The organism is Kitasatospora sp. NPDC036934 (assembly GCF_055608425.1).
Genome location: NZ_JBVJQR010000039.1, coordinates 1 through 20259 on the forward strand (window position 1 = coordinate 1; position 20259 = coordinate 20259).

Sequence of the window (20259 nt, forward strand, 5' to 3'; positions counted from 1 at the left end):
CACCGCACGGACGGGGGGGGGGGGCGGGAAATCACCCAGCCCCCGGAGCACCCACCCCCGGAACCGCCCCCGGCACACCCACCCTCCCGAAAGCCCCCCACACCCCCCAGCCCCGCGCAGCGCCCCCCACCCCCGGAACCGCCCCCGGCACCACCCACCCTCCCGAAAGCCCACCCCCACCCCCCAGCCCCGCGCAGCGCCCCCCACCCCACCCCAAACAAAGAGAGCGCCCCCTCCCCAACCCAAAGGCCAGAAAGGAGACGCCCTCAAAAAACCCTGCTACAACCTCAGTTGTCGCCATCCTCGTCGATCAGAAAGCCCCGCATCGGCGCAGGAGCCTGCTGCATCGGCTGCGGCGGCTGCGGCCGGACGGCCGCCATCGGCTGGGTCATCCCGGCCGGCTGCATCTGCGGCGCACCGCTGTTGCCACCGCCGCCCTGCCCGCCGAAGCTCGGCGCCGGCGCGTTCCCACCGAAGGAGCTCTGCCCCCCGAAGGACGGCGAGCTGCCCCCGAACGACGGCTGGTTCCCACCGAACGACGGCGCAGAGCCCATCGACCCGGCACCGGCCGGCGCCATCGACGAGGCCGCCGGGGGCAGCGACGCGGTGGCGGGGATCCGCGGCGGCGCGAGCGAGTCGTCCGCCTGCGACTCCAGCTGGCGCAGCTGGGTCTCCAGGTAGGACTTCAGGCGCGTACGGTACTCACGCTCGAACGCCCGCAGGTCCTCGACCTTGCGCTCCAGCGTGGCCCGCGCGGACTCCAGCGACCCCATCGCGACGCGGTGCTTCTCCTGCGCGTCCCGCTCCAGGGCGTCGGCCTTGGCACGGGCGTCGCGCTCCAGGCCCTCGGCCCGGCTGCGCGCCTCACCGACGATCTTGTTGGCCTCGGAACGGGCCTCGGAGATCGCCTGGTCGGCGGTCTGCTGAGCGAGCGCCAGCACGCGGGCGGCGCTGTCGCCACCGGGGCCCTGCTGCTGCATCGGGCCGCCGAGCGGGCCGCCCATCTGCTGCTGCTGGCCGCCCATGGGGCCACCCATCGGCTGCATCTGCTGCTGCTGGCCCATGCCCTGGCCCATCGGGTTGCCCATCTGCTGCGGGCCACCGGGCCCGCCCATGGGCTGCAGCATCTGACCGCCCATCGGCTGGACCAGCTGCTGCTGGCCGCCCATGGTCTGGCCCATCTGCTGCTGGCCACCGGGGCCCATCTGGCCGCCCGGGCCGGCCGGGAGCTGCGGCGCGCCGGAGGGCAGGCCGAGCGGCTGGTTGCCCATCTGCTGCTGCGGACCACCGGGGCCCATCTGCTGCTGCGGGCCACCCGGACCCATCTGCTGGGGACCGCCCGGACCCATCTGCTGCGGGCCGCCGGGGCCCATCTGCTGCGGGCCACCCGGGCCCTGCTGGCCGGGGACCGGCGGGCCGGATATGGCGGCCGGGACGGGCGCGGCCGGACGCTGGGCGTCCTGCGGCGGTTCCTTCCGCATGTTGGCCTGGTTCTGCGCGGCGGCGCGAGTCGCGGCGGCCAGCTTGGCCCGCAGGTCCTCGTTCTCCCGGAGGAGGCGGGTCAGCTCCGCCTCGACCTCGTCGAGGAAGGCATCGACCTCGTCCTCGTCATAGCCTTCACGCAGGCGGACGGTCGTGAACTGCTTGTTCCGAACGTCCTCGGGGGTCAATGGCATCTCTTCACCTCAACGTGATCGTCGGCACACCGGCATCCTGTCGCATCGCTCACCTACGACTAGGGGTGCACAAGCGAGATCAGGACATACACAATGATCATCAGTACGAAGAAGGACAGGTCGAGCGCCACGCCCCCGAAACGCAACGGCGGAATGAACCGCCGAAGAAGCTTGAGCGGCGGATCCGTGACAGTGTACGTGGCCTCCAGGACCAGGACCATGGCCTTGCCGGGCCGCCACGAACGCGCGAACTGGAAGACCCAGTCCATGACCAGTCGTACGAGCAGGAACACCAGGAAGACGGTCAGGGCGTAGTAGAGCACCGCCCACACGATGTCCATCGCGTTTCCCTCTCCCCGGTCACGGGCCCTAGGGCCTGCCGCTCATCACCTGTCGCCAACCACTGTTGATCAGATCCACACGTAAAGTCGTGGCCGGGTCAGCTCTGGTTGAAGAACCCACCCTCGGCGATCCGAGCCTTGTCCTCCGCCGTGACATCGACGTTAGCAGGCGACAGCAGGAACACCTTCTGTGTCACGCGCTCGATACTGCCGTGCAGACCGAAGACGAGTCCAGCGGCGAAGTCTACGAGCCGCTTCGCGTCCGTGTCGTCCATCTCGGTCAGATTCATGATCACGGGGGTCCCGCCGCGGAACTGTTCCCCGATGGTACGGGCCTCGTTGTAGGTCCGGGGGTGCAGCGTGGTGATGCGGTAGGGCTCTCGTTCGTTCACTACCTTGGGCATGATCACCGGGGCGCTCTTCTCCAGGTTGTGGCGTCGTTCGGGTGTGATGGACGACACGGGGGCCATCCTCGGGGTCTCCTGCCGGATCGGCACCGCCGCCGGAACCGGCTGCGGGGTGATCGAGGAGACCGGGGCGGGCGCGGGGGCGGCGGCCGGCCGGGGGATGTCCTCGGTCCGCTGCCCGGTGCGGATCGGCTCGGGGTCCGCGTCGTAGTCGTCGTCGGGGTCGTACCCCTGGCCGTCGTACGTCTCGTCCTCCACGAGGCCGAGGTAGACCGCCATCTTGCGCATTGCGCCGGCCATGCTCCTGTCTCCTCCGCTCATGACCACCTCGCTCACGCTCGGTGGTTGCTTCGCGAAACGCGCACCTTCCGGTGGTCGCTCGCTTCGCTCGCTCCTGAGGACCGTCCCGACGGCCGGGCGACCAAGGGCCCCGCCTGCGGATTCCGCGATCCCCCACGACGGCGCATCAGGTCGACAACCTGTCAGAGTACGTGGAGTGGGGGCCGCGGAGCTGCGATCCACGGTTGGCTAGCGCTTCGGAAAGCTGCTAGCTTCTGTCCTATTTTGTCCTGCAGTCTGATCTACTACCCGGTGACGTTACCCGAGGGGTGACCTCACTCCGAGTACCGCCGTTCCGACGCGTACATGTGTCGCTCCGGCGGCAATCGCCTGCTCAAGGTCGCCGCTCATGCCTGCGGAGACCATGGTGGCAGCCGGATGGGCCGCCCGTACGGCGGTTGCGATTTCCGCCAGCCGGTCGAAGGCGCGAGCCGGGTCACCGGCCAGCGGACCGGCCAGCGGAGCGACCGTCATCACACCGTCCAGGCGCAGGCCGGGCGTGTCGGCGATCGCGTCGGTGAGTTCCGCGACGTCCTCGGGGGCGACTCCGGCCCGGTGCCCGCCCTCCCCGTGCTCCTTGTCGAGCGCCACCTGCACCAGGCAACCCAGCTCCGGGCGCTCGGACTTGAGCACGGCGGCGGAGAGCGATTCGACCAGCCGCAGCCGGTCGACCGAGTGCACGTGGTTCGCGTACCGGACCACCGAGCGGACCTTGTTGGTCTGCAGCTGCCCGACGAAGTGCCAGTCAAGAGGAAGGTTTCTGCACTGTTCCGCCTTGGGCGCGGCGTCCTGGTCGCGGTTCTCCGCGACATCCGTCACACCCAGTCCGGCCAGCAGCGCGGTGTCCTCGGCCGGGTAGGTCTTGGTGACGACGATCAGGGTGACGTCCTCGCGCGGGCGCCCGGCGGCCGCACAGGCGTCCACGATCCGGCGCTCCACCACGTCCAGGTTGGTCCCGAGCTCCTCGTACCGGGCCCGCTGGCCCTCGGTCAGCACCTGGAGGAACTCCGCGCTCCCCGGGAACGGTCCGTAGATGTCGTTCGTCATCAGTGATCAGAGCCCAACCAGACGTAGCTCGCGAGTCGGCCGGTGCGCTGCTCGCGGCGATAGGAGAAGTGATCGGCGGATTCGAGGGTGCAGACCGGTGAGCGCACCAGTTCGGTGACTCCGGCCGCGGCCAGCTGGGCCGCGACGCCCTCCGGCACGTCCAGCGCCGGAGTCCCCCACGAGGTCTCGGCGAAAGCCGCCGGGACGACCTCGGCGACCTCGGCGCGCAGTCGGGCCGGCACCTCGTAGCAGCGGCCGCAGACCGCGGGACCGGTGGCGGCGGTGATCCGCGTCGGCTCGGCCCCCAGGGCGACCATCGCCCGGACGACCGCGGGCACCACTCCGGCCGCGAGTCCGGGCCGGCCCGCGTGGGCCGCGCCCACCACCCCCGCCACCGGGTCGGCCAGCAGCACCGGGGTGCAGTCCGCGGTCAGCACCGCGAGGGCGAGCGGCCGGTCGGTGACCACCGCGTCCACCGTCGGGGCGGCCCCGAGCGGCTGGCGCTCGGTCACCACGGCCACCTCGGCACCGTGCACCTGGTTCATCCAGACCACGTCGGCCGGGTCCAGCCCCAGCTCCCGGGCCGCGACGGTCCGGTTCTCCCGGACGGCCCCGGGGTCGTCCCCCACCGCACCGCCGAGGTTGAGCTCCCCGTACGGCGAAGTGCTCACCCCGCCCCACCTGTCGGTGAAGGCGAAGTGAGCACCCGCGCGTACGGCGTGATCGATCACTTAAGGAAATCCGGGACGTCGAGCTCCTCGGCCGGGCTCTCCACGAACGGCTGCCGGACCGGCTGCACCTGCGGCGGCACCGGGGCGGCGGCGGTCGTGGTGGCCGGGGTCTCGGCCGAACGCGACGGGGCGGCCGGGGCCTCCCCGTCCGAACGGGACGTCACCGAGCCGATGCTCCCGTAGGACGGACGGCCGGACGGACGCTCCGGGGCGGCCGGCGGGGTGGCCGGGGCGGCGGGGGTGGTGGACTTCACCACGGGGTCGCGGACGATCGCCGGCGGCTGGCCGCCGTCGAAGCCGGCCGCGATGACGGTGACCCGCACCTCGTCGCCGAGCGCGTCGTCGATGACCGCACCGAAGATGATGTTGGCCTCGGGGTGGGCCGCCTCGCTGACCAGCTGGGCCGACTCGTTGATCTCGAACAGACCGAGGTCGGAGCCGCCCGAGATGGACAGCAGCACGCCGCGGGCGCCGTCGATCGAGGCCTCCAGCAGCGGCGAGGAGATCGCCATCACGGCGGCCGCCTTGGCACGGTCCTCGCCGCGGGCCGAACCGATGCCCATGAGCGCCGAACCGGCGTCCGACATGACGGACTTGACGTCGGCGAAGTCGAGGTTGATCAGACCCGGGGTGGTGATCAGGTCGGTGATGCCCTGGACACCGGAGAGCAGGACCTGGTCCGCCGAGCGGAACGCGTCGAGGACGCTGACCTGGCGGTCCGAGATGGACAGCAGGCGGTCGTTGGGGATCACGATGAGGGTGTCGACCTCTTCGCGCAGGGAGGCGATGCCGTCCTCGGCCTGGTTGGCCCGGCGCCGGCCCTCGAAGGTGAAGGGACGGGTGACCACGCCGATGGTCAGGGCGCCCAGCGAGCGGGCGATGTTGGCGACGACGGGCGCGCCGCCCGTGCCCGTGCCACCGCCCTCGCCTGCGGTCACGAAGACCATGTCGGCCCCCTTGAGGACCTCCTCGATCTCCTCGCGGTGGTCCTCGGCGGCCTTGCGGCCGACCTCGGGGTTGGCGCCGGCGCCGAGGCCCCGGGTGAGTTCACGGCCCACATCGAGCTTGACGTCGGCGTCGCTCATGAGGAGGGCCTGCGCATCGGTGTTGATCGCGATGAACTCGACGCCCTTGAGACCGACCTCGATCATCCGGTTGATGGCGTTGACACCACCGCCGCCGATTCCGACGACCTTGATGACTGCGAGGTAGTTCTGCGGTGCTGCCACGTCGAAGGCCTCTCGCCTCGAATTTCCGGGTCGGCCCGGCCCGACGGGGGCCGTACCGACGGATGTCGATGGGTAGGGAGCCTGGTTTCTGACTGAATGTCCGAAATGCCGACCGCCGACCCCAACCCTAAACTTGACCTTTAGGGTTAGTCCTGTGCCTCCGTCACATCACCAATGGACAGAGTCTGGTGACACAGGACACTAGGTGGCTCTGGGCACGCGTTTCAACGAACACGCCGAGCTTCCCTTTTTCTTTTGAGCCTATGTGATCATCGGCCGGCAATGGAAACCGGGGTGACCACCAAGGGTCGGGCCGACACTTCGAGGCGTCAACCCCTCCCTCGGGCACAGAATCTAGCGGATCAGCCGGACACCGCCGGCGCCTCAGGCGCCGTCACGTCGAAGGTGGTGCCCTTCTGCTTCATCAGCGCCAACAGCACCCGGGCCTTCCGATCGGTCTCCTCCGGACTCCCCCAACGCACCGTCGCACCCCCGCTGAGCTGCAGTTCGATGTCGTCGTAGGAGTGCACCAGGACGGATCCGGCCCGCTTGGCGATCTCCGGCGGGAGCCCGGCGGCCACCGCCACCGCACCCTGCACCAGCTGGCCCCGGGAGATCACCCCGTCCACGTCCTTCGCGGACTGACTGAGCCGCAGTTCCACCACCGGAACGCCCTGCGGGGGTGCCGCCTCGGTGGCGAAGCTCACGCCGGAGGCATCCACCTGGGTGAACTGTCCGTCATCCCCCTTGACGGCGGCGGCCGCCGTCCGCTGGACCACCTTGACCTGCAGGGTGTGCGGCCAGCCCCGCCACACCTCGGCCTTCGCCACCCGGGGGATCGCCTCCACCCGGTGCCGGACGCCGTCCAGGTCGACCCGGGCCAGCGGACCGTCGGCCAGTCCGCCGACCGCCTGGCGGACCTGGTCCGACGTCAGCTTGTCGTCCGTCGCGCCCTGGACGGCGACGTCGCGCACGTCCAGCACCGAGGAGAAGAACACCATCCAGGCCAGCCCGCCCAGCACCGCGGCGCCGAGCACGCTCAGCACCGCGATGCCCCGCCGGGAGAGCCGGAGGCGGGGAGCGGACTCCTCCTCCAGCTCCTCGTCCAGAGGGTCGGCGAGCCGGCCGTCAGCCACGTCGGCGACCGCCCCGGTGGGCCTGGATCGCCTCGTACACCATCCCGACCAGCAGGTCGTCGGCGTCCCGGCGGCCGAACTCGGCGGCGGCCCGGCTCATGTCCCACAGCCGCTGCGGGTCGGTGAGCACCGGCAGCACGTTCTGCAGCACCCAGTCCGGGGTCAGCTCGGCGTCGTCCACCAGCAGGCCGCCGCCGGCCTTGACCATCGGCTGGGCGTTCAGCCGCTGCTCGCCGTTGCCGATCGGCAGCGGCACGAAGGCGGCGGGCAGGCCGACGGCGGCCAGCTCGGCGACGGTCATGGCGCCGGCCCGGCAGAGCATCAGGTCGGCCGCGGCGTAGGCGAGGTCCATCCGGTCGATGTACGGCACCGGGCGGTACGGCGGCATCCCGGGGACGTCCGCGACCTGCGGCAGCTCGTTCTTCGGGCCGACCGCGTGCAGGATCTGCACGCCGTACTGCTGCAGCCGCGGGGCGATCGCGGTGACCGTCTCGTTGAGCCGGCGCGCGCCCTGGGAGCCGCCGGAGACCAGCAGGGTGGGCAGCCGCTGGTCGAGGCCGAAGTGCTGGCGGGCCTCCGGCCGGGTGGCGTTGCGGTCCAGGGTGGCGATGGTCCGGCGCAGCGGGATCCCGATGTACCGGGAGTCGCGCAGCTTGCTGTCCGGGGTGGAGACCGCGACGAAGTCGGTGTAGCGGGCGCCGATCTTGTTGGCCAGGCCCGGGCGGGCATTGGCCTCGTGCACCACGATCGGCACGCCGGCCCGCTTGGCGGCCAGGTAGGCGGGCATCGCGACGTAACCGCCGAAGCCGACCACGGCATCCGCGTTGACCCGCTCGATGATCTCCTGGGCGGCCCGCACGGTGCCGCGCAGCCGGCCGGGGACGGTGATCAGTTCGGGGGTGGGCTTGCGGGGCAGCGGGACGGCCGGGATGAGCTCCAGCTGGTAGCCGCGCTCGGGTACCAGCCGGGTCTCCAGGCCCTTCTCGGTGCCCAGGGCGGTGATCCCGATGGACGGGTCGTGCCTGCGGAGTGCGTCCGCGAGGGCCATGGCCGGCTCGATGTGACCGGCGGTCCCCCCGCCGGCGAGTACGACATGCACCGAAATTCACCGCTCCCTGCGTGCCGGCCCGGGGGCCGGGCGCGCTGTGGTTCGTCGTCGTGGCAGCACCCGGGCCAGTCGCTTCCTGATCCGGGAGTTCTTGCTCCGGGCGGCCAGGGCCGCCTTCGCGCCCGAGGAGCTGCGCGCCAGGCACAGCAGCACTCCGATCGCGGACATGGCCGACAGCATGGCGGAACCGCCGTAGGAGAACAGCGGGAGCGGGACGCCCGCGATGGGCAGCAGTCCCAGCGCCGACCCCAGGTTGATCATGGCCTGCGCCATGATCCAGGTGGTGGCGGCTCCCGCGGCGTACCTGACGAAGGGATCCTTCGTACCGATGGCCACACGGATACCCGCGTAGCCTAGTGCCGCGAAGAGACCGATCACCGACAGCGTCCCCACAAGACCGAGTTCCTCGCCGGTCGCGGCGAAGATGAAGTCGGTGTGCGCCTCGGGCAGCTGGCCCCACTTCTCCACGCCGGCGCCGAGGCCGGTGCCGAAGCCGCCGCCGAGGGCGAACGAGTACACCCCGTGCAGGGCCTGGAAGCAGGCACCCTCCGGGTCGAGCTTGGTGACGCCGATGCAGCCCAGGCGCTCGGCCCGGTGCGGGACGGTGATCACCAGGGCGGTGCAGACCACGACCGCCACGCCGAGGGTGGCCACGAACAGCCGCAGCGGTGCGCCGACCATCCAGAGCAGCGCGAACACCATGGCCACCAGGATCATCGAGGTGCCCATGTCACCGCCGATCATGATCAGCGCGAGCAGCAGCAGGGCGCCCGGCACCAGCGGCACCAGCAGGTGCTTCCAGGAGGTGAGGGTGCCGGCCTTCTGCTTGCGGGCGAGCAGGTCGGCGCCCCAGAGCACCAGCGCGAGCTTGGCGAACTCGGAGGGCTGGAACTGGAAGAACCCGAAGTCCAGCCAGTTCTGGTTGCCGTTGATCCGCACCCCGATGCCGGGCACCGCGACCAGCGCGAGCGCGCCGATCACCGCGAACATCACCGGGTAGACGATCACCCGCAGCACCGCCACCGGGACGGAGGCGAAGCCGGCCAGCAGGACCAGGCCGAGGATGCCGGCGATCAGCTGCTTGAGGAAGTAGTACTGCGCGGTGTGGTGCTGGTTCAGCGCCAGGATCTGCGAGGCCGAGAAGACCATCATCAGGCCCAGCACGACCAGCAGCAGAGTGGTGCCGACGATCAGCAGGTACGGTGTGAGCGGCCGGTCCAGCCAGTACCGGACCCGGGCCCGGAAGGCCTGCAACCGTCCCAGCGGACCGGCCGACTTGTACTTGGTCGTGGTGGCGGAGATCACTCGCCACGGCTCGGCGGCGTCCTGTTCGGTCGCACCGGAATCCGCCCTGCCCTGCCCCGCCACCGCTCCCCGCTCCCACTCTTGTGGCTCGATCGCCTCCGGGCCGCTCCGAACCCGACACCGACGGTCGTCGCTCCCGTTCCCACGGCTCGTTCGCCTCCGGGCCGCTCCGAACCCGACGGCGCGGCCCTTCGGCTCACTCGCCCGAGGGGCCCGACTACTCCCCCGCGGGGTCCGCCAGCTCCCGGACGGCCGCCGCGAACAGGTCGCCGCGCTCGCCGTAGTTGGTGAACATGTCCATCGAGGCGCAGGCCGGGGCCAGCAGCACCGTGTCACCCGATCGGGCGAGCGATGCGGCCGTTCGAACGATCTCGGTCATCGCCACCGCGCCAGTCTGGCCCTCGGCCGCCTCGATCACCGGCACATCCGGAGCGTGTCGCTCCAGTGCCTCGCGGATCAGCGCCCGGTCCTGCCCGATCAGCACGACCGCGCGCAGCCGCTCGGCCGCGCCCTGGACGAGGTCGTCGAAGGTCGCGCCCTTGGCCAGTCCCCCGGCGACCCAGACGATCGGCCGGTAGGCGGCCAGCGAGGCCGCGGCGGCGTGGGTGTTGGTGGCCTTGGAGTCGTCGATGTACGTGACCTCGCGGACGGTACCGACCTCGGCGATCCGGTGGGCGTCCGGGCGGAAGGCCCGCAGGCCCTCCCGGACGGCCTTCGGCTCGACCCCGTACGCCCGGGCCAGCGCCGCCGCGGCGAGCGCGTTGGCGATGTTGTGCGGGGCCGGCGGGTTGACGTCCTCGACGGAGCCCAGCTCGGCCGCGTTCTTGGCCCGGTCCGCGACGAAGGCGCGGTCGACCAGCAGGCCGTCCACGACGCCGAAGTTCGACAGGCCGGGCGCGCCGAGCCCGAAGCCGACCGCCCGGCAGCCCTCCTCGACGTCGGCCTCGCGGACCAGCGCCTCGGTGGCCGGGTCGGCCAGGTTGTACACGCAGGCCACCACGTTGCCCTCGTAGATCCGGCCCTTGTCGGCGGCGTACGCCTCCATCGAGCCGTGCCAGTCGAGGTGGTCCGGGGCCAGGTTGAGCACGGCCGCCGAGTACGGGCGCAGCGAGGGCGCCCAGTGCAGCTGGTAGCTGGAGAGCTCGACGGCGAGCACGTCGTACGGCTCCTCGGCGAGCACCGCGTCCAGCACCGAGACCCCGACGTTGCCGACGGCGGCGGTGCGCTTGCCGGCCGCGGTGAGAATCGAGGCGAGCATCTGGACGGTGGTGGTCTTGCCGTTGGTGCCGGTGACGGCCAGCCAGGGGGCGGGCTCACCGGTGCCCGGCAGCGGCTTGCGCAGCCGCCAGGCCAGCTCGACGTCGCCCCAGACGGGTACCCCGGCCGCCTCGGCAGCGGCGAACAGCGCGCTGTCGGGGGCCCAGCCGGGCGAGGTGACGATCAGTTCGGTGCCCTCGGGCAGGCTCGCGCCGTCGCCCAGGCGTACCGCGACGCCGATCGCCTCCAGCTCGGCGGCGCGGGCCCGCAGGCCCACACCGCCACCGCCGTCGACCACGGTGACGCTCGCGCCGAGCCCGTTCAGGACGCGCGCTGCGCTGATGCCCGAGACGCCGAGTCCGGCGACGACGACGGGCAGGTCAGAGAAGTCAGGGTTCGTCATCCGGTCCGGTATCCCGCGTAGAAGAGGCCGAGGCCGACGGCCACGCACAGGCCCTGGATGATCCAGAAGCGGACCACGACCAGGACTTCGCTCCAGCCCTTGAGTTCGAAGTGGTGCTGTAGTGGCGCCATCTTGAAGACGCGCTTGCCGGTCATCCGGAAGGAGCCGACCTGGATGATCACCGACAGGGTGATGATCATGAAGAGGCCGCCGAGCAGGATCAGCAGCAGCTCGGTGCGCGAGCAGATCGCCAGACCGGCCAGGGCACCGCCGAGGGCGAGCGAGCCGGTGTCACCCATGAAGATCTTGGCGGGCGAGGTGTTCCACCAGAGGAAGCCGAAGCAGGAGCCCATCAGGGCGGCGGCCACGACGGCGAGGTCCAGTGGGTCCCGGACGTCGTAGCAGGCGTTGGTGGCGGAGAGGAAGTAGGCGCAGCTCTGCCCGTACTCCCAGACGCCGATGAAGGTGTACGCGCCGAAGGCCATCACCGAGGCGCCGGTGGCCAGGCCGTCCAGACCGTCCGTCAGGTTCACGCCGTTGGAGGTCGCCGCGATCATGAAGTACGCGAAGATGACGAACAGCACCGGGCCGATCGACCACTTGAAGTCGCGCACGAAGGACAGCGACTGGGAGGCCGGGCTGAGCCCGCGGTCGTCGTGGAACTGCAGCGCCAGGATGGCGAACACCAGGCCGACGATCGACTGGCCGGCCAGCTTCGCCTTGGCCCGCAGGCCGAGCGAGCGGCGCTTGACGACCTTGATGTAGTCGTCCAGGAAGCCGACCAGGCCGAGGCCGGTGGTCAGGAAGAGCACCAACAGCCCGGAGGCGGTCGGGCTCTCGCCCGTTATCGCCTTGGTGCCGAAGTACGCGATCAGGGTCGCCAGGATGAAGGCGATGCCGCCCATCGTGGGCGTGCCCTTCTTGCTGTGGTGCGCCTTGGGACCGTCGTCACGGATGTACTGGCCGTAGCCCCCTCGGGCGAGCAGCTTGATCAGGGCGGGCGTGCCGACCAGCGAGAGGATCAGGCCGATCATCCCGGAGAAGAGGATCTGCTTCATCATCGGGCAACACCGTCCGTCAGGAGGGCCTCGGCCACCTTCTCCAGCCCCACCGAACGGGACGCCTTCACCAGGACCACATCCCCCGGCCGCAGCTGACTGCGCAGCAGCTCGACCGCCGCGTCCGCGTCGGACACCAGCACCGACTCCTCACCCCACGAACCTTCGTTCCTCGCGCCGAGTTCCATGCAGGCCGCCTCGCGTCCGCCGACCGCCACCAGCTTGGTGACGTCCAGCCGGACGGCGAGCCGTCCGATGGCGTCGTGCTCGGCCAGGCTGTCCTCGCCGAGCTCCCGCATCTCGCCGAGCACCGCCCAGGTACGGCGGCGCTCCGGACCGCGGCCGCCCATCGAGACCAGCGCCCGCAGCGCGGCCCGCATCGAGTCGGGGTTCGCGTTGTAGGCGTCGTTGACGACGGTGACACCATCGGCCCGGTCGACGACCTCCATGCGCCAGCGGGACAGCGCACCCGCCTCGCCCAGAGCTGCCGCGGTGTCGTCGACGGTCATCCCGAGCTCCGTCGCCACCGCGGCGGCGGCGAGGGCGTTCGAGACGTGGTGCTCACCGTACAGGCGCAGCTGCACGGGAGCGGAACCGGCCGGGGTGGTGAGCGTGAACGACGGCCGCCCGGTGGCGTCCAGGCGAACGTCGGTCGCCCGGACGTCGGCGTCCGGGGACTCCCCGAACAGGACGACCTTGGCCTTGGTGCGGGAGGCCATCGCGCGCACCAGCCGGTCGTCCGCGTTGAGGATCGCGGCGCCCTCGGCGGGCAGCGCCTCCACCAGCTCGCCCTTGGCCTCGGCGATCGCCTCCTGGGAGCCGAACTCGCCGACGTGAGCGGTGCCGACGTTGAGCACCAGGCCGATCCGCGGCGGGGTGATCGAGGTGAGGTACTCGATGTCGCCCTTGTGCCGGGCGCCCATCTCCATCACCAGGTGCCGGGTGCCGTCCTCGACCCGCAGCGCGGTCATCGGGTGGCCGATCTCGTTGTTCAGCGAGCCGGGCGGGAAGACGGTCTCGCCGTGGCGCTGGAGCAGCTGGGCGATCAGGTCCTTGGTGCTGGTCTTGCCGGCCGAGCCGGTCAGCGCGACCACCGTGGTGCCCTCGGCCCGGGCGACCACGGTCCGGGCCAGCCGGCCGAGCGCCTCCACCACACTGTCGACCAGGACGGCGGGCACGCCGACCGGGCGGGAGGCCAGCACCGCGACGGCGCCGGCCTCGACCGCCGTGGTCGCGTAGTCGTGGCCGTCCACGTGCTCGCCGACGAAGGCCGCGAACAGGCCGCCGGGGCGGACCTTCCGCGAGTCGACCTCGACCGGGCCGGTGACCAGGGTGTCCGGGTCGGCGCCGTCCAGGGTGCCTCCGACGGCGGTCGCCACCTCGGCGAGGGTCAGTGCGATCACTGCTGCTCTACTCCTCGGTCGCCCTGCTCGGCCGTGGTCCGCGCGATGGACTCGCGCAGCACCTCCCGGTCGTCGAAGGGGCGGATCTCGTCTCGTACGTACTGGCCGAGCTCGTGGCCCTTGCCGGCCACCAACACGGTGTCCCCCGCCCGGGCGCGGGCGACCGCGAGTCGGATCGCCTCCGCCCGGTCGGGGACGACCAGGACGGCCCCGCGCTCGGCCTCGGGCACCGCGGCGGCGCCGGTCAGCATGCTGGCGAGGATCGCCAGCGGGTCCTCGCTGCGCGGGTTGTCACTGGTCAGCAGGGCGGTGTCGGCGAGCCGGGCGGCGATGGCGCCCATCGGGCCGCGCTTGTGCGGGTCGCGGTCGCCACCGCAGCCGACGACGACGTGCAGCCGGCCCTTGGTGACCTCGCGCAGCGAGGCGAGGACGGCGTGCAGGGCGTCCGGCTTGTGGGCGTAGTCGACCACGGCGACGAACGGCTGCCCGCCGTCCACCCGCTCCAGTCGGCCCGGCACGCCGGGAACGGCGGCCACTCCGGCCACCGCCCGCTCCAGCGGCAGCCCGGCGGCGACCAGCACGGTGATCGCGGCCAGCGCGTTGGCCACGTTGAACGGGCCGGGCAGCGGGACGGAGGCGTCGGCCTCGGCGCCGTCCGGACCGACCACCCGGAAGGTGGAGCCGGCCGGTCCGAGCTGAACGTCCACGGCCCGCCAGTCCGCCCCGGCGTCACCGGTCGCGGAGAAGGAGGTCACCGGGATCTCGGCCTCGGCGGCGAGCCGGCGCCCGTACTCGTCGTCCAGGTTGACCACCCCGTGGCGGGACTTGCCGGCCTGGAACAGCCGGGCCTTCGCCTGGAAGTAGTCCTCCATGTCCGGGTGGAAGTCGAGGTGCTCGGGGGTGAGATTGTTGAACAGCGCGACGTCGTACGTCACCCCGTCGGTACGGCCGAAGACGAGGGCGTGGCTGGAGACCTCCATGGTCACCGCGTCCGCGCCGCGCTCGGCCATCACGCCGAGGATCGCGTGCAGGTCGGTGGCCTCGGGGGTGGTGCGCTCGCTCTTGATCCGCTCGTCCCCGACCCGCATCTCGACGGTGCCGATCACGCCCGGGCTGCGCCCGGCGCCGCGCAGCCCGCCCTCGACCAGGTACGAGGTGGTGGTCTTGCCGTTGGTGCCGGTCAGCCCGATCATCAGCAGCCGCTCGGACGGGTGGCCGTAGACGATCGCGGCCAGCTCGCCCATCCGGCCCCGCGGCCGGTCCACGACCAGCAGCGGCAGCCCGGTGGGGGCGGCCAGCTCGGCGCCCGCCGGGTCGGTCAGCACGGCCACCGCACCGGCGTCCACGGCCTTGGCGGCGAAGGCCGCGCCGTGGTGGTTGGCGCCCGGGAAGGCCACGTACACATCACCCGGGCGCACCGCGCGGGAGTCGTGGGTGACGCCGGTGACTGCACCGCCCTCGACGGGCGGCAGGCCCAGCCGGGCGGCCAGCTCGGCGAGCGGCAGGGCGGCGGTCCCGGTCGGGCGGGGCGGACTCACGGTGGTTTGATCGGGTTTCGGCACGGCGGGAAGGCTATCCGCCGAAGGGTGCCCAGGGCCAAACCGGGCCTCCGCCGCGCCGCCGTCCGCACTGGCCCGCTGGTTGCTCATCCTCGTTCACGGCTTCCACTCGACGGGCAGGTTCGGCGCCTGGCTTCCGCTCGGCGGGACCTGCATGGTCTTCAGGGTGAACTCCATCACCTGCTTGAACACCGGGCCGCACAGCTGGCCGCCGAAGTGCCCGTTGACCGGGCCCTGGAGGGTACAGGACACGGTGTAGCGGGGGGCGTCGGCGGGGGCGAAGCCGATGAAGGAGGCGGTGTAGCCGTCATAGCCCTTGCCGTCGGCGGCGCCCCGGTTGGCGGTGCCGGTCTTGCCGGCGACCCGGTAACCGGGGATGGCGGCCTTGCCGCCGGTGCCCTGCTCGTCGTCGACGACCGACTCCAGCATCGAGGTGAGGGTCTTGGCGGTCTGCTCGCTGACCACCCGGCTCTGCTCGCCCGGCGGGGTCGCGGTGTACTTGCCGTCCGGCCCGGTGATGCCCTGGACGATGCTCGGCGCCACCCGCACCCCGCCGTTGGCGATGGTCGAGTACACCGAGGTGGCCTGCAGCGCGTTCATCTGCAGCGGGCCCTGGCCGAAGGCGATGTTGTACTTCTCCGAGGCGACCAGGTCCTCCGGCTTCTTGAGCATCCCCGGGGTCTCCCCGGGGAAGTTCAGGCCGGTCGGCCGGGCCACGCCGAACTTGCGCATGTAGCCGTCCAGGATCTGGTTGGCCTTCTGCTGGTCGCCGTCGCCGAGGGTCTCGACCGCCTCGATGGTGCCGATGTTGGAGGACTTGGCGAGCACCCCGGCCAGGGTCAGGTACCAGTCGCCGTGCTCGACGTCGTCCTTGAACTGCTGCCCGGCCCGGACCAGCCGGTTGGGCACGGTGACCCTGGTGTCCCAGTTGGCCTTGCCGGAGTCGAGGACGGCGGCCAGGCTCATCAGCTTGGCGGTGCTGCCCGGCTCGTAGGCGTCGACCAGGGCCGGGTTGCCCATCTGGGCCTGCTTGGCGAGGCTCAGGTCGTTCGGGTTGAAGCCGGGCGCGCTGGCCATCGCGATGACCTGGCCGGTCTTCACGTCCTGGACCACGACGTAGCCCTTCTCCGCGCCGGAGTTGGCCACCTGGTCGGTGATCGCCCGCTGGGCGGCCCACTGGACGTCGCGGTTGATGGTCAGCTTGATGTCGCTGCCGGGCACCGCCGGGTCCATCGAGCCCCCGGCGGTGGGCACCAGCCGCCCGCCCGACTGGGCGTAGCTGCTGTGGCCGTCCTTGCCGACCAGTTGCTTCTGGTACTGCAGCTCCAGCCCGCCGGCGCCCTCGCCCTCGCCGTTGACGAAGCCGACCAGGTTGGCGGCCAGGCCCTCGGCCGGGTAGATCCGCTTCTGGGTCTCCCGGTTGAACACCCCGGCCAGCGGGTTGACGCACTCGTTGTCCATCCGGGTGCGCCCGCCCTGGTCGGCGGGCTTGCCGAGCAGCTTCTTCTGGGCCTGGCAGGTACGCGAGCCGGCCTTCTTCTCCAGGCCCGCCTTGAGGTCGCTGATCTGGTTCTTGGCGGCCGGGGTCTGCTGCGCGGCGAGCCGCTTGTAGCGGGTCTTGGGGGTGTGCAGGTCGGCGGCGATCTTCTCCTTGGCGACGCCGACGATCGGAGACAGCAGGGCGGCCGCCTGCTCCGGCGCGTCCGGGATGCCGGTGGCCTCGGGGGTGAACATCGCCGGGTCGGCGGTGATGTCGTACGCGTCCACGGTGGCGGCCAGCGCGACGCCGTCGGAGGACGTTATCGAGCCGCGCTCGGCGGTGATCGGGATGTTCAGGTAGCGGTTGGTGTTGGCGTCGGCGGCCAGCGCGTCGGCGTCCACCAACTGGAGCTGCACCAGGCGCCCGGCGAACACCGAGAACACCAGCGACAGCGCCACGGTGATCACCCGCAGCCGGCGCTTCGGCTCCGCCAGCCGCAGCGCCCTGGCGCGCTGGGGCAGCCGGGACTTCGGACGCGGCCGCACCGCCGCCTGGCTGCGGGCCGGCGGACGGCCCTCCGGACGGCGCTGCTGCGGTGCCCGCGGGGTACGGGCGGCGGCGGCCTTGGCGGGCTGCGCCTTGGCCGACTGGCCGCGCGCGGTCGAGCCCTTCGCCGGCTGCGCCTTCGGCGGCTGGGGCTTGGCGGGCTGGACCTTCCCGGACTGGCCGCGGACGCTCTGGCCGTTGGCCGGCTGCCCCTTCGCGGGCTGGCCGCGCCCGGTGGCGGGCCGGGCCGTCCCGGCCCGCGGCGGCTGGCGCCGACCGGAGCCCGAACCGGAGCCTGACGGCTGACGAGGCGTCGTCATCGGGTACCACCCCCGTGCTGGGCCGGCGAGGACGTCACCGGGTTGAGCTGGATCACCGAGTCACCGGCCGAGGCCGCCGGGCTCGGCGGCGGCGCCTGGGGGCTCGGCTGCGCCGGCGGCTGGGCACCGGGCGAGGTGCTCGGCGCGGCGCTCTGCTGCGCCGGGGCCGGGGACGCCTTCATCGGCCACGGCTCGACCGTTGACTTCTTCACCGGCGGGCTGTCCTGCGCCGGGCCGGGCGTGCCGATCACCTTGCCGCCGTTCGGCACGTCCAGGAAGGCCATCCCGCCGGCCGGGACCAGGCCCAGCTCGGCGGCCCGCTTGGCCAGGGCGTCCGGGGCCGAGCTCTGGTCGATCTCGTGCTGGAGGCTCTGCTGCTCGTCGGTCGCCTTGGTGGTCTGCTTCTGCAGCCGGGACAGCTCGAAGGAGCCCTCGTTGAGCGCCGTGTTCAGCGCCAGCAGCCCGAGCAGCCCCGCCGCCAGCAGCACCACCACGAGCACCGCGAACGGGGTGCGCCCCCGCACGGGGCGCCGCCCCGGCCGGACCGTGATCCGCGCCCTGCCCTGCCCGGGCAGTCCTCCCCGCCCCGCCCGGACCTCACCGGCCACCGGCCCCACCGCTCTCCTCCGCCCTTCGGACCCCGCCGGAGCCGTTCCTCAGCCCCGCTTGCTTCGGTCCCTGATCCTCTCCGCCACCCGCAGCCGTACAGGCGCGGCGCGCCGGTTCTCCTCGATCTCCGCCTCGGTCGCCAGCTCGGCACCGCGGGTGATCAGTTTGAGCCAGGGCTGGTGCTCCTCCGGGATGAACGGGAGCCCCGGCGGGGCGGTGCTGGTCGAGCCGGCGGCGAAGCACTGCTTCACCAGCCGGTCCTCCAGCGACTGGTACGACATCACGACCATCCGGCCGCCGAGCGCGAGGACGTCCAGCGCCCCCGGGATCGCCCGCTCCAGGACCTCCAGCTCGCCGTTGACCTCGATCCGCAGCGCCTGGAACGTCCGCTTGGCGGGGTTGCCCCCGGTCCGGCGGGTCGCCGCCGGGATGGCGTTGCGCACCAACTCGACCAGACGCGCGCTGTTGGTGAACGGTTCCTTCTCCCGCTCCCGCAGGATGACCGAGGCGATCTTCCCGGCGAACCGCTCCTCGCCGTACACCTTGAGGATCCGGGCCAGGTCGCCGTGGCCGTAGGTGTTCAGCACCTCCGCCGCGCTGATCCCCCGGGTCTGGTCCATCCGCATGTCCAGCGGCGCGTCCTGGGCGTAGGCGAAGCCGCGGTCGGCCTCGTCCAGCTGCATCGAGGAGACGCCGAGGTCGAACAGGATGCCGTCCACCTCGTCGATGCCCAGGCGCTCCAGCACCTCGGGGATCTCGTCGTACACCGCGTGCACCAGGGTGGCCCGGTCGCCGAAGGGGGCCAACCGCTCGCCGGACAGCTTCAACGCCTGCGGGTCGCGGTCCACCGCGATCAGCCGCACCTCGGGGAACTGGGTCAGCAGCGCCTCGCTGTGCCCGCCGAGGCCGAGGGTGGCGTCCACCACCACGGCGCCGGGGCGCGAGATCGCCGGGGCCAGCGCGTCCATGCACCGCTGCAGCATCACCGGAACGTGCTTGGGACCCGGTTCGTTGGTGGTCATGCGCGGTGGCGCCCTTCCTCGGTGCGGAGCAGCCCGACGACCGGGAGCTCCGACCATTCTCGCCCACCGCCTGCCGGCGCGACGACGCGGCCCGTGGTCCCCGCCCGCTCTGGGGGAAGGTCGTGGACGCCCGGCGCCGGGGAAGGTGCGCCAGGTGAACACGGAGCGGGTGGAGGCCACGGGCCGCATCGACCGGGCCGCGCACCGGCCGGAACGGCCCGGTTGACGGGCTGCGGCGGGTGTGCTCCAACGCGGCGCAACTCTATCGCGCGGACCCCTCCAGTCAATGGTCCGCTCCGGCGCACCACCCGGGCGGCGGTACGGATCACCGCAGGTCGCGGCCGTCCGGGCAGCTCGGCGGGGGCACCGGCCGGGGGCCTCCGGCGAGCGCCGCGCGCCCCCACCGGGCGACCGGGTGCGAACCCACCCCGGGCCCGGCTCCGGAACCCGCGCCGGGACGACTCCGGGACCAGCCCGGACAAACCCTCCCGTTGTCGCTATGCGCTCGATCACAGCGGTGCGTTCTGTAGCTCTCCACCCCACCGCGGAGCCCCGGATCGCACTAACGTCGCCCCCATGACAGTGACTCCCGACCGGCCCAGGCCGAACGCCGCTGCCGACTCCGCCGGACCCACCATCATCGACCGCTTCGTCACCTCCAACCGCGAGTACGCGGTGACTTTCCGGGACGGCGGCATGGACGCCCGCCCGGTCCAGAAGATCGCCGTGGTGGCCTGCATGGACGCCCGGCTCGACCTGTTCGCGGCGCTCGGCCTCGAACTGGGCGACGCACACGTCATCCGCAACGCCGGCGGCGTCGTCACCGACGACACCATCCGGTCCCTGACGATCAGTCAGCGTGCCCTGGGCACGCGCTCGATCGCCCTGATCCACCACACCGGCTGCGGCCTGCTCGGCCTCACCGAGGACTTCCGCCGCGAGCTGGAGCTGGAGGTCGGCCAGCGCCCGCAGTGGGCGGTGGAAGCCTTCGTCGACCTGGACAGCGACGTCCGCCAGTCCATGCAGCGGGTGCGCACGTCCCCGTTCCTGCTGCACACCGACGACGTCCGCGGCTTCGTCTTCGACGTCCACACCGGGCTGCTGCGCGAGATCCGGTAGCGCGGGCGCCCGCCCGCCCGGAGGCCCGCCCGCTCCCCGCCCACGCATTCGGGGGCGGCCGAATGGTGACTTCTGGCCGCCGAACGGGGGAGAATGCGCCTGCCGGTCGGACCCCGAACCACCTGGGGCGGCCGGGCCGCAGGCCGCCCACCGGCGCCGGCTCC

The 20259-nt window shown here is 72.2% G+C and carries 17 protein-coding genes; 1 reads left to right on the forward strand and 16 read right to left on the reverse strand.

Going from position 1 to position 20259, the window contains the following annotated elements:
* Nucleotides 1-287 precede the first annotated feature (287 nt).
* The 16 genes from ACZ7BZ_RS34890 to rsmH all read right to left on the reverse strand — a co-directional run bounded on the left by ACZ7BZ_RS34890 (nucleotide 288) and on the right by rsmH (nucleotide 18976).
* Nucleotides 288-1676: a DivIVA domain-containing protein gene (locus tag ACZ7BZ_RS34890; RefSeq protein WP_470361858.1), complete on the reverse strand. Its 1389-nt coding sequence runs from the start codon at nucleotides 1674-1676 to the stop codon at nucleotides 288-290.
* 59 nt (nucleotides 1677-1735) lie between these two features.
* Nucleotides 1736-2017 carry a YggT family protein gene (locus ACZ7BZ_RS34895; RefSeq protein WP_030282903.1) on the reverse strand — a complete coding sequence of 94 codons (282 nt, stop codon included), beginning with the start codon at nucleotides 2015-2017 and terminating at the stop codon, nucleotides 1736-1738.
* A 98-nt stretch (nucleotides 2018-2115) separates the two neighbouring features.
* Nucleotides 2116-2724 carry a cell division protein SepF gene (locus ACZ7BZ_RS34900; protein WP_030282899.1) on the reverse strand — a complete coding sequence of 203 codons (609 nt, stop codon included), beginning with the start codon at nucleotides 2722-2724 and terminating at the stop codon, nucleotides 2116-2118.
* Between the two features lie 297 nt (nucleotides 2725-3021).
* The gene (locus ACZ7BZ_RS34905; protein ID WP_470361859.1) at nucleotides 3022-3810 is read right to left on the reverse strand and encodes a YggS family pyridoxal phosphate-dependent enzyme; all 789 of its coding nucleotides are present in this window, start codon (nucleotides 3808-3810) and stop codon (nucleotides 3022-3024) included.
* The gene (pgeF, locus tag ACZ7BZ_RS34910) at nucleotides 3810-4541 is read right to left on the reverse strand and encodes a peptidoglycan editing factor PgeF (RefSeq protein WP_470361860.1); all 732 of its coding nucleotides are present in this window, start codon (nucleotides 4539-4541) and stop codon (nucleotides 3810-3812) included. The genes ACZ7BZ_RS34905 and pgeF overlap by 1 nt, the downstream gene beginning before the upstream one ends.
* A complete protein-coding gene (gene ftsZ / locus ACZ7BZ_RS34915; protein WP_380462122.1) occupies nucleotides 4538-5770 on the reverse strand; it encodes a cell division protein FtsZ in 1233 nt (410 codons plus the stop codon). Before ftsZ ends, pgeF begins: the two co-directional genes overlap by 4 nt.
* Before the next feature lie 362 nt (nucleotides 5771-6132).
* Nucleotides 6133-6906 carry a cell division protein FtsQ/DivIB gene (locus tag ACZ7BZ_RS34920; protein ID WP_380462121.1) on the reverse strand — a complete coding sequence of 258 codons (774 nt, stop codon included), beginning with the start codon at nucleotides 6904-6906 and terminating at the stop codon, nucleotides 6133-6135.
* Nucleotides 6899-8005 carry an undecaprenyldiphospho-muramoylpentapeptide beta-N-acetylglucosaminyltransferase gene (murG, locus tag ACZ7BZ_RS34925; protein ID WP_380462120.1) on the reverse strand — a complete coding sequence of 369 codons (1107 nt, stop codon included), beginning with the start codon at nucleotides 8003-8005 and terminating at the stop codon, nucleotides 6899-6901. Before murG ends, ACZ7BZ_RS34920 begins: the two co-directional genes overlap by 8 nt.
* A 6-nt stretch (nucleotides 8006-8011) precedes the next feature.
* Complete coding sequence (gene ftsW, locus ACZ7BZ_RS34930) at nucleotides 8012-9382, reverse strand: putative lipid II flippase FtsW (RefSeq protein ID WP_470361861.1); 1371 nt, start codon at nucleotides 9380-9382, stop codon at nucleotides 8012-8014.
* 154 nt (nucleotides 9383-9536) lie between these two features.
* The gene (gene murD, locus ACZ7BZ_RS34935) at nucleotides 9537-10979 is read right to left on the reverse strand and encodes a UDP-N-acetylmuramoyl-L-alanine--D-glutamate ligase (protein WP_470361862.1); all 1443 of its coding nucleotides are present in this window, start codon (nucleotides 10977-10979) and stop codon (nucleotides 9537-9539) included.
* Entirely contained in the window at nucleotides 10976-12037 is a 1062-nt protein-coding gene (gene mraY / locus ACZ7BZ_RS34940) for a phospho-N-acetylmuramoyl-pentapeptide-transferase (protein ID WP_188309292.1), read from the reverse strand. The genes murD and mraY overlap by 4 nt, the downstream gene beginning before the upstream one ends.
* Nucleotides 12037-13440: a UDP-N-acetylmuramoyl-tripeptide--D-alanyl-D-alanine ligase gene (locus ACZ7BZ_RS34945; protein WP_470361863.1), complete on the reverse strand. Its 1404-nt coding sequence runs from the start codon at nucleotides 13438-13440 to the stop codon at nucleotides 12037-12039. Before ACZ7BZ_RS34945 ends, mraY begins: the two co-directional genes overlap by 1 nt.
* Nucleotides 13437-15089: a UDP-N-acetylmuramoyl-L-alanyl-D-glutamate--2,6-diaminopimelate ligase gene (locus tag ACZ7BZ_RS34950; RefSeq protein WP_470361864.1), complete on the reverse strand. Its 1653-nt coding sequence runs from the start codon at nucleotides 15087-15089 to the stop codon at nucleotides 13437-13439. The genes ACZ7BZ_RS34945 and ACZ7BZ_RS34950 overlap by 4 nt, the downstream gene beginning before the upstream one ends.
* Before the next feature lie 6 nt (nucleotides 15090-15095).
* Nucleotides 15096-17345, reverse strand: coding sequence for a peptidoglycan D,D-transpeptidase FtsI family protein (locus ACZ7BZ_RS34955; protein ID WP_470361865.1), 2250 nt, complete (start codon nucleotides 17343-17345; stop codon nucleotides 15096-15098).
* The gene (gene ftsL / locus ACZ7BZ_RS34960) at nucleotides 17342-17869 is read right to left on the reverse strand and encodes a cell division protein FtsL (RefSeq protein ID WP_470361866.1); all 528 of its coding nucleotides are present in this window, start codon (nucleotides 17867-17869) and stop codon (nucleotides 17342-17344) included. The genes ACZ7BZ_RS34955 and ftsL overlap by 4 nt, the downstream gene beginning before the upstream one ends.
* Before the next feature lie 132 nt (nucleotides 17870-18001).
* The gene (rsmH, locus tag ACZ7BZ_RS34965; protein WP_470361867.1) at nucleotides 18002-18976 is read right to left on the reverse strand and encodes a 16S rRNA (cytosine(1402)-N(4))-methyltransferase RsmH; all 975 of its coding nucleotides are present in this window, start codon (nucleotides 18974-18976) and stop codon (nucleotides 18002-18004) included.
* A gap of 576 nt (nucleotides 18977-19552) precedes the next feature.
* On the opposite strand from rsmH, the gene ACZ7BZ_RS34970 reads away from it, so the two are divergent.
* Entirely contained in the window at nucleotides 19553-20095 is a 543-nt protein-coding gene (locus ACZ7BZ_RS34970) for a beta-class carbonic anhydrase (protein ID WP_380462112.1), read from the forward strand.
* The last annotated feature ends 164 nt before the right edge of the window (nucleotides 20096-20259 follow it).

Bases quoted from the DNA above. Each gene is read 5' to 3' on its own strand.
- ACZ7BZ_RS34890 (WP_470361858.1), bottom strand. From the start codon at position 1,676: ATGCCATTGACCCCCGAGGACGTTCGGAACAAGCAGTTCACGACCGTC.
- ACZ7BZ_RS34895 (WP_030282903.1), bottom strand. From the start codon at position 2,017: ATGGACATCGTGTGGGCGGTGCTCTACTACGCCCTGACCGTCTTCCTG.
- ACZ7BZ_RS34900 (WP_030282899.1), bottom strand. From the start codon at position 2,724: ATGGCCGGCGCAATGCGCAAGATGGCGGTCTACCTCGGCCTCGTGGAG.
- ACZ7BZ_RS34905 (WP_470361859.1), bottom strand. From the start codon at position 3,810: ATGACGAACGACATCTACGGACCGTTCCCGGGGAGCGCGGAGTTCCTC.
- murD (WP_470361862.1), bottom strand. From the start codon at position 10,979: ATGACGAACCCTGACTTCTCTGACCTGCCCGTCGTCGTCGCCGGACTC.
- mraY (WP_188309292.1), bottom strand. From the start codon at position 12,037: ATGAAGCAGATCCTCTTCTCCGGGATGATCGGCCTGATCCTCTCGCTG.
- ACZ7BZ_RS34950 (WP_470361864.1), bottom strand. From the start codon at position 15,089: ATGAGCAACCAGCGGGCCAGTGCGGACGGCGGCGCGGCGGAGGCCCGG.
- ACZ7BZ_RS34955 (WP_470361865.1), bottom strand. From the start codon at position 17,345: ATGACGACGCCTCGTCAGCCGTCAGGCTCCGGTTCGGGCTCCGGTCGG.
- rsmH (WP_470361867.1), bottom strand. From the start codon at position 18,976: ATGACCACCAACGAACCGGGTCCCAAGCACGTTCCGGTGATGCTGCAG.
- ACZ7BZ_RS34970 (WP_380462112.1), top strand. From the start codon at position 19,553: ATGACAGTGACTCCCGACCGGCCCAGGCCGAACGCCGCTGCCGACTCC.